The following is a 6,907-nucleotide window of genomic DNA, read 5'->3' as shown; positions in this document are numbered from 1 at the left end:
TGATCAATCCCACCACCGCCCACGTGAACGCGTGCTCGGGATACCCATCGTCGGCAACCGCACCCGAGGTCTGGCAGGGCTTGGTGCCGCCGCGGCCGTTGGGGACCTGCTGGTTGATCGACGCGTCATTCACGGCGTTGTGGCCGGGGTCGAGGAACACCGACATCCCGGCCACACCGGCCGCCGCGCGCGGGGTGGGCAGCAATGCGCCGGCGGCGACGATCGCCGGCATCACACCGGCGATCCTCAGGACGTCGCGGCGAGCAACGGATCGCAGCCCACCAGGGCGATCACTCACCGCGCGATGGTAGCAATCGGCTCGCCGGCCGAGACGCATAGGTTGGTGGCCACGGCGAAATATTCTGGCGCACAACGGTTCCTGTGAACCTTGGGAATCGACCGTTCCCGATGCCGGCGTACTACTCGAGCCTTTGAGTCATGCCAAAGAATTTCCATACTAAATAGTATGTTAGGGTCAACGGCATGTCCGTGGTTGAAAGCCGCCCTCTGCACGGCGTCACCGACGAATTTGTTGCGCGGCTGGCCGATCGCGCCGAGGAGGCCGAGCGATTGCGGCGCCTGCCCGCGGCGACGATCAGCGACTTCAGGCAGACCGACCTGTTTCGGTTGTTGCTGCCGGCCCGGTTCGGCGGCATTCAGGCCTCGTTTCCCGAACTGCTGCAACCGATTCGGCGGATGGCGCATGGCTGCGCATCGAGCGCCTGGACGCTGGGTTTCTACGCGCTGCACAACTGGATGCTGTCGCTGTTCGATCCGCGCGTTCAGGACGAGGTTTTTGCGTCGGGACCCGTGCTGGCGCCGGCTCCCCTGGCTCCCACCGGTCGTGGCGTCCCGGCCGACGGCGGAGTGCGCCTGACCGGCAGGTGGTCCTGGGCGACGGGCGCGATGGATGGCGATTGGGTGATCGTCGGCGTGCTCATCGAACGGCAGGACCGAATCGATCCGGCGTTGGCCGTGGTGCCCGCCGAGCAGGTCGAGGTCGTCGACACCTGGCACACGGCCGGAATGCGCGGCACCGGCTCGCACGATCTCGTCATCACCGAGGCTCTCGTGCCCGAGCATCGACTGGTCGCCGTGGCCGACATCTACGGCGGGACGACACCGGGTGCGCGCGAGCACGGGGTCCCGACCTACCGGTGGCCGATGGTTCCGGCGCTGGCGCTAACGGCGGCGATGCCCGTGCTCGGAACCGCGGAGCTGGTGACCGAACTGTTCGCCGAACGGCTCAGCGGGCGCGTACTGGCCTACAGCGGGGTGGCGCAAAAAGATCAGCCCGCCGCGCAGATTCGCCTCGGCGAGGCCCGGGTACGGCTGAGCTCACTGCGGGCGTTGGTCGCCAAGACCGCCGACGATATCGAGACGATCGTGGTCAGCGGCGAACGGGTGAGCCGATCGGTGCGGGCCGACGCACGGCTGGCGGCCGCGCGCACCGTGCACGAAAGCCGGTCGATCATCGCCGATCTCATGGAGGCCGCCGGCGCCAGCGCCCACTTCCTGTCGAGCCCTATGCAGCGCGCCAAGCGCGATGTGGACATCGCCTCGGGGCATGTCGTGTTCGACTACGACACCAGTCGAGAGTTGGCCGGGGCGTTGGCGATTGGCGCGAAGATTTCACCCATCGCCATGGTCTGAGGCGGCCGTCTCCCCCAGCATCAGGGCCAGGAACCGTTCTCGTTGAGCCACCGATTGGGCCTGTTCGGCCGAGCTGGTGAGATGTAACAGTCCGATTCCCGCGGCGAAGGTCAGTTCGGCGCGCAGCCTGGCGTCCTCGAGGCTGAAACCGTAGTCGCTATAGGCCTTTATCACGGTGCGAAGCAGGAGCCGGTCGGCCGCGCGGATGCTGTCGGCGGCCACTGGGTCCAAGCGGGCCCATTCGCGCATCGCGCGCTCGAGCATCCAGTACTGCGGGCTCACCAGGGTGCGTGTCAGGGCCAACAGGCGTTCCCGGGGTGGCAGTCCGTCGAGCTCGGACAGTGCCCGACGGTCGCGTTCGAGGAATTTGTTCCACGATTCGACCAGTGCGGCCCGATATTGTTCGATGTCCTCGAAGTGCCAGTAGAAGCTGCCGCGGGTGACGCCGGCCTGCTGGCAGAGGCGTTCGACTTTGAGTGCGCGCACGCCTTCTTGGGCGAGCACTGTGTAGCCCACCTCGAGCCAGTTCTCGGCTGACAGGCGGGTCGACGGTTGCTTTCGCACCACCACACCATGCAGGCTACGGGAGGGGTTACTGGTCGGAGGCGGGATGAGGCGATCTCACGCAGCCACCGGCCTCCTCACCGCGTCGGCGGAATAGGGAGTCGGGCGGTGTCATCGAGGTCGACGTCGAGCGCGTTGAGCATCAGCGCCAGGCCCGCGTATCGGCTGATGACCATCAACGCTTCGACGGTGGCCTCCGAACCGAGAGCCGTGTGCACCTGGTCGAAAAGCGGGGCCGCAACGCGGCGTGTCGTTACGAGCTCGGTCGTCAGTCGCAACACCGCCAGCTCGGTGTGATCGAATTGTCCTGTTTGCCAATCGGACTCGGAGGTGATGGCGTTGATGGTGGCGCTGGCGAGTCCAACCTTTTGCGCGACGTCTCTGTGCTGGCCAAGTTCGTAGGCGCAGTCCATGAGATAGGCGGTGCGCAGGACGATCAGTTCGCGCAGCCTTCTTGGCAGCACCGGGCTGGTCAGGGCGGCGTCGCCAGCCACCATCCAGCCGGTGAATACCTTCTCGGCGTTGGCCAGTGCGCGATAGACGTTGAGATTGCCGCGCCGCGCGGTCAATTCGCGGGCGAGTTCGGTCATGTCTTCGGGCCGGCGATACGGGATGCGGGTCATTTCGCGTCGATCTCGAGGTCGACGGCGTTGAGCACCAGCGCCAGGCCGTAATAGCAGCTGACGATGATCAGCAATTCGGTGAGCGCCTCGTCGCCGAGCAGGGCGTGGGCGGTGGCGAAGGTGTCGTCGCTGAGTCGGCGGGTGGCGCACAGTTCGGTGACGGTGTCGATGACGGTGCGTTCGTCGCCGCTGAATCCGGCCGTGTTCAGGTCCGCTTTGTCGAGCAGGGCGTCGATCTGTTGGTCGGTGAGGCCAGCGGTGCGGGCGAAGATCATGTGCTGGGCGAGTTCATAGGGCGAGTCCTGCAGATGGGCCACCCGCAGGATGATGACTTCGCGCATCCGCGGGGTGAAGGTTGGGCTTTCGAATAGCTGGCCGGCCATCTGTGCCCATCCGTCAAATACATTGGGAGCGTTGGCGAGCAGTCGGAGCACGTTGAGTGTGCCGGGGCGCGCGAGGAGGCGCCGGATGTGTTCGGGTTGCTCGTCCGCGTTGGCCAAAGGCATTCGTGTCACGCCTACATCCTTAGATCCGTCCGGTACCTGCAGGAGGCGCGTTAGTACTCAAGCGCGCTGTCAAACGCCTTCCGCGTTGCTTTGATGACACCTCTTGCCATGAGGAAGTTCCCGCCGCCACCAATAGCGACTCCAAGGCCGAATGGCGCCGCTCGACCAAGGACAATGACGCCGCGCTTCGTCCCATACTTGGTGATGAAATGGGCACCAAGAACGCGATTGATCCGACGGATCGTCTCCATCGGGACCGCCTGCACGCCGCGCGCGCCCAGATAAGATCCGGTTTTCCCCGCGGCTTCTGAGACACCCCCCGCCGTCCCGCCACCTGATAAGACCATCAAGAGCAGGGCACGCTGCCGCTCGTAATCTTCAACGCGTATCCCGTAGACGCTCGCAACCGCGAGGACGTGTGCGGCACTAGCGGTAAGAAATAAGCCACCGTCGCCAACTCCGCTGGCAAGCGCGGCGACAGTGCCAGCCCCGGGTACGGCGGCGACTCCGCCTGTTGCGGCACCCGTGGTGGTTACCGTCGTTGAAAACAAGGCCTCGAGCTTTTTAACCAGCACTTCATCGGTTGCGTCTGGGTATTGCGCGCGCAATTTATCGACGGCAGCGCCCGTAAGTTTGGATGCTTGTCGAATGGCCTTATCTAGGACACCGTTGTACTCGCGTATCTCTCCGCTCTCGCCATCGCCCCCGCCGTCGTCGTCTTTCATGGTCTCCCCCTTCTGCGACCCGTAGGCCGACCAGAGGCTGCGCGACGGCTCCATCTTCCGCGCATTTTGCCGGTATTGCCGAGACTAAGACACACACCAGCGACCAGCGCGTTGTTTCCCCATAACTGGGCATAACTGGGGCGAAATCAACGACGCCGACTATTGACCTCTCAACTGCTACCACTTATGACCACACTCCGCGCAAACCCACTTCCACGGTTCCACGCAACAACCCATTGCCGCGACCCAGGGCTGCCGCACAGGCCCAGCCGGCATTCCGTACATCGTCGATAGTGCGCGTGGCGCCGAGCAGGACGGGCAGCGCGGATGCAGACTCAGGCGGAAGCAAGGAAGCTGGCAAATCCGGCGCTCCGCATCATGCGGTGACACGAAACGCAAAGCATGGCAGCCCAATCCGCGGGCAATGCCCGTCAATACTCCGGTCCAATTTCGATGGGCGGCAGAGTAATCGGTATTGCCCTGCGGCGCTTGGGGCTCGGTGCATCTACCTATGATCGCTAGCGGATTTTGCAGTCTTCTAGGCCGGTGGACGGTTGAATGTGGATGCGGTCGCGGGCGTCTTCGTGCGGAAGGCTCCGAAGACGTGGAAGGACATGCTATTCACCGCAGGTTGATACGGCAAAATATTCGCTGGTTACCATCAACCGCGAATCTTCGATTGCGTTTGATCGCGAGTCATTTCGCTTTCGCGTCGCCGGCAGTCATTTGGTCACGATGGCCGAGTTGTAGTTAGGGGCCCACGCCTGCTCGAAGACGGCGATGGGAACCTGCTCGTCGCGGCCCGTACTGATGCCGCTGTCGTTGAGATGCACCACACCGGCCTTGCTGTCGATGCCGGTGACAACCACGAAGTGGTTTGCAGAGTTTCGCTTCCCAGGCCGGTTCCAAATCGTTTCGGCATTGAGGATGACGATGACCTTGTGGTTTCCCCCCAGCTTGCGCGCCACGGCGTCGGTATCGGTCTGAATGTTCTCGGCTCTGATCCAGTAGTGCCACAGCAGTATCGGAAGGTCGGCGATATCGGTGGTGCCCGTTGGCTTCCAGATCGGCCCGTGACCCGCTGCGCTCGGTGTGTTTTCGGCCAAAGCGATCATCTGCTGCTCGGTTGGCTCGCGTCCCGCAATCTGGCCGACCACATCGGCCACCGCCATTTCCCCGCAGTCGGAAGCGTGTTGCTGGCGCCAGTAGGGCGCGGCGGCGACGGGATCGCCATGCATTCCCAACTCATGGTCGGCGTCGGGGACGGGAGCGCCCGGGTTGGCGTGCACCCCAGCGGCCAATATCACCGGCGACGCTGCAATCGTGGCGGACAATAAAACGGCCCGGCCGACCGTTCGTGCGGCGCTGGCGACCTTTGCCCGCGAGGTGCTCGTCATGGGTGTCCGCTCCGGGGCCGCCGCGACGGCGTGTAGATGTGACGAAAAGAGGCTCAGGTTGTGGCCCTGGACGGATATTTAACAGAGACTTGGCGAAAATGCCGCACCGACGCGCGAGCAGTTATTCCCCTGAAATCAAGCTGGTAGCCGGAAGGCCCCAGACTGCGTCGCGCACGACCAGCCGCCTAGCGGCCGCTGCCAGCTCAGACGGCCTGCGACGCATCGGCTTCCGGCGCGGAAGTTGTGCTGAGTTGCTGTACAAGATCGGCGGCGACGGCACGCAGCGGGACGTTCATCTCCTGGCTTTTCCGGCGAAGCATGTCGAAGGCGTGGTCGGCGTCAATCTGGTGGATGGCCATCAGCATGCCTTTGGCCTGTTCGATGGGAGCGCGGGTTTGCAGCGCACGCTGGATGGAGTCGGCCACGTCGCGGGCAGACCGGAAGCGGGAAAAGTCGCCAATCGCGCGGGATGCTGCCGTGGTGAGCATGGCGAGGATCTCGGCGTCGAAGTTGTCGAATGCCGAGCGCGAACGTCCATAGAGATTGAGCGATCCCAGTGTTTGTTCGGTGGTGAACAGTGGGGCGGCCAGGAAGCTGAGAATTCCTTCGTCGCGGGCCGCGGCGGCGAACCTCGGCCAGGTCGCGGCAGCGTCGTCGGAGTCGACAAGGACGATGGTGCGGGTCCGGGAGGCGTCCAGGCACGGTCCCTGGCCGGCGTCGTATTGCTCGGTATCGACACGCAGAGTGCGTTGGTCGGTGTGGACCGCGGTATAGATGCTGCCGCCCAGGTCGATGGTCACCCCCGTGCTGTCGGCGCCGTCGACGGCGTCGTGTGCGATCTCGCAGACATGCTGCAGCAGCGTCAGCAGATCGTCCTCGTCGGCGATGCTGCGACTGGCGCTGACCAGCATCCGGCCCAGCATCGTCGGCGTGATCCTGTTGTCGGCGGCGGCCTGGATGACCAGGTCGGCGACCTGCTCGCTGTCCTGCGCCGCCGCAGCGGCCGGAAGGGAGTCGTCGGTGCGCCGATCATGGGGAACCATCAGCACAGTGTGACACGAAATGTCGTCGGTCACGCCCGCTGAGCAGGCATTCAGGCTTGGCGTGATGGCCTTCGAGGGGTGACGAATGCGATGCAGTTCGTCTACGAGCCACGGGGCGACGCCGCGGACATCGCCGACGCCTATTCGGCGGAACGACCGGCGGGCATTCGCCAGCGGTGAGCGCACTACAATTCACCCGCGCGCTCTACCAGGCCAACGGCCGCGCGGCAGGCATGACGAGTTAGAAATGTACGTTGTCGAATCGCTATTAGTTCCCACTAAATGCGCAGGTAGGTTACGTTCCCCTGCGCATAATTATTGCGAGCGACCGAGGGAAGCGATGACGAAGTGCAGATCAATTGCCACCGTTCCACTACACCGTCGCTAGCCCACGTC

Annotated in this window: 7 protein-coding genes and 1 pseudogene; 1 reads left to right on the top strand and 7 read right to left on the bottom strand. The window is 64.2% G+C overall.

Annotation, left to right across the window (positions count from 1 at the left end; translation table 11 throughout):
* Positions 1-298 (bottom strand): annotated as a pseudogene (locus VFW69_RS05330) (Rv3717 family N-acetylmuramoyl-L-alanine amidase); the annotation flags it as partial.
* Positions 299-483: 185 nt separating this feature from the next.
* Here VFW69_RS05330 and VFW69_RS05325 point away from each other — a divergent pair.
* Positions 484-1,653, top strand: a complete 1,170-nt coding sequence (locus VFW69_RS05325) for an acyl-CoA dehydrogenase family protein (protein WP_526498895.1) — start codon at positions 484-486, stop codon at positions 1,651-1,653.
* On the opposite strand, the gene VFW69_RS05320 is transcribed toward VFW69_RS05325, so the two are convergent.
* The 6 genes from VFW69_RS05320 to VFW69_RS05295 form a co-directional block, all read right to left on the bottom strand.
* Positions 1,633-2,169: a TetR/AcrR family transcriptional regulator gene (locus tag VFW69_RS05320; protein WP_526498897.1), complete on the bottom strand. Its 537-nt coding sequence runs from the start codon at positions 2,167-2,169 to the stop codon at positions 1,633-1,635. The two genes, VFW69_RS05325 and VFW69_RS05320, sit on opposite strands and share 21 nt — an antisense overlap.
* A 125-nt stretch (positions 2,170-2,294) precedes the next feature.
* Positions 2,295-2,840: a carboxymuconolactone decarboxylase family protein gene (locus tag VFW69_RS05315; RefSeq protein ID WP_526498893.1), complete on the bottom strand. Its 546-nt coding sequence runs from the start codon at positions 2,838-2,840 to the stop codon at positions 2,295-2,297.
* A complete protein-coding gene (locus tag VFW69_RS05310; protein WP_526498891.1) occupies positions 2,837-3,355 on the bottom strand; it encodes a carboxymuconolactone decarboxylase family protein in 519 nt (172 codons plus the stop codon). Before VFW69_RS05310 ends, VFW69_RS05315 begins: the two co-directional genes overlap by 4 nt.
* 41 nt (positions 3,356-3,396) lie before the next feature.
* Positions 3,397-4,071, bottom strand: coding sequence for a hypothetical protein (locus VFW69_RS05305; RefSeq protein WP_526498889.1), 675 nt, complete (start codon positions 4,069-4,071; stop codon positions 3,397-3,399).
* A gap of 722 nt (positions 4,072-4,793) precedes the next feature.
* Positions 4,794-5,468: a C39 family peptidase gene (locus VFW69_RS05300; RefSeq protein WP_526498887.1), complete on the bottom strand. Its 675-nt coding sequence runs from the start codon at positions 5,466-5,468 to the stop codon at positions 4,794-4,796.
* A gap of 203 nt (positions 5,469-5,671) precedes the next feature.
* Positions 5,672-6,511 carry an ANTAR domain-containing response regulator gene (locus tag VFW69_RS05295; protein ID WP_526498885.1) on the bottom strand — a complete coding sequence of 280 codons (840 nt, stop codon included), beginning with the start codon at positions 6,509-6,511 and terminating at the stop codon, positions 5,672-5,674.
* Between the last annotated feature and the right edge of the window lie 396 nt (positions 6,512-6,907).

This window comes from Mycobacterium sp., assembly GCF_036273375.1.
Taxonomy (GTDB): domain Bacteria; phylum Actinomycetota; class Actinomycetes; order Mycobacteriales; family Mycobacteriaceae; genus Mycobacterium.
Note: the sequence above shows the minus strand (reverse complement) of the source record. Positions and strands in the feature narration are given on the sequence as shown.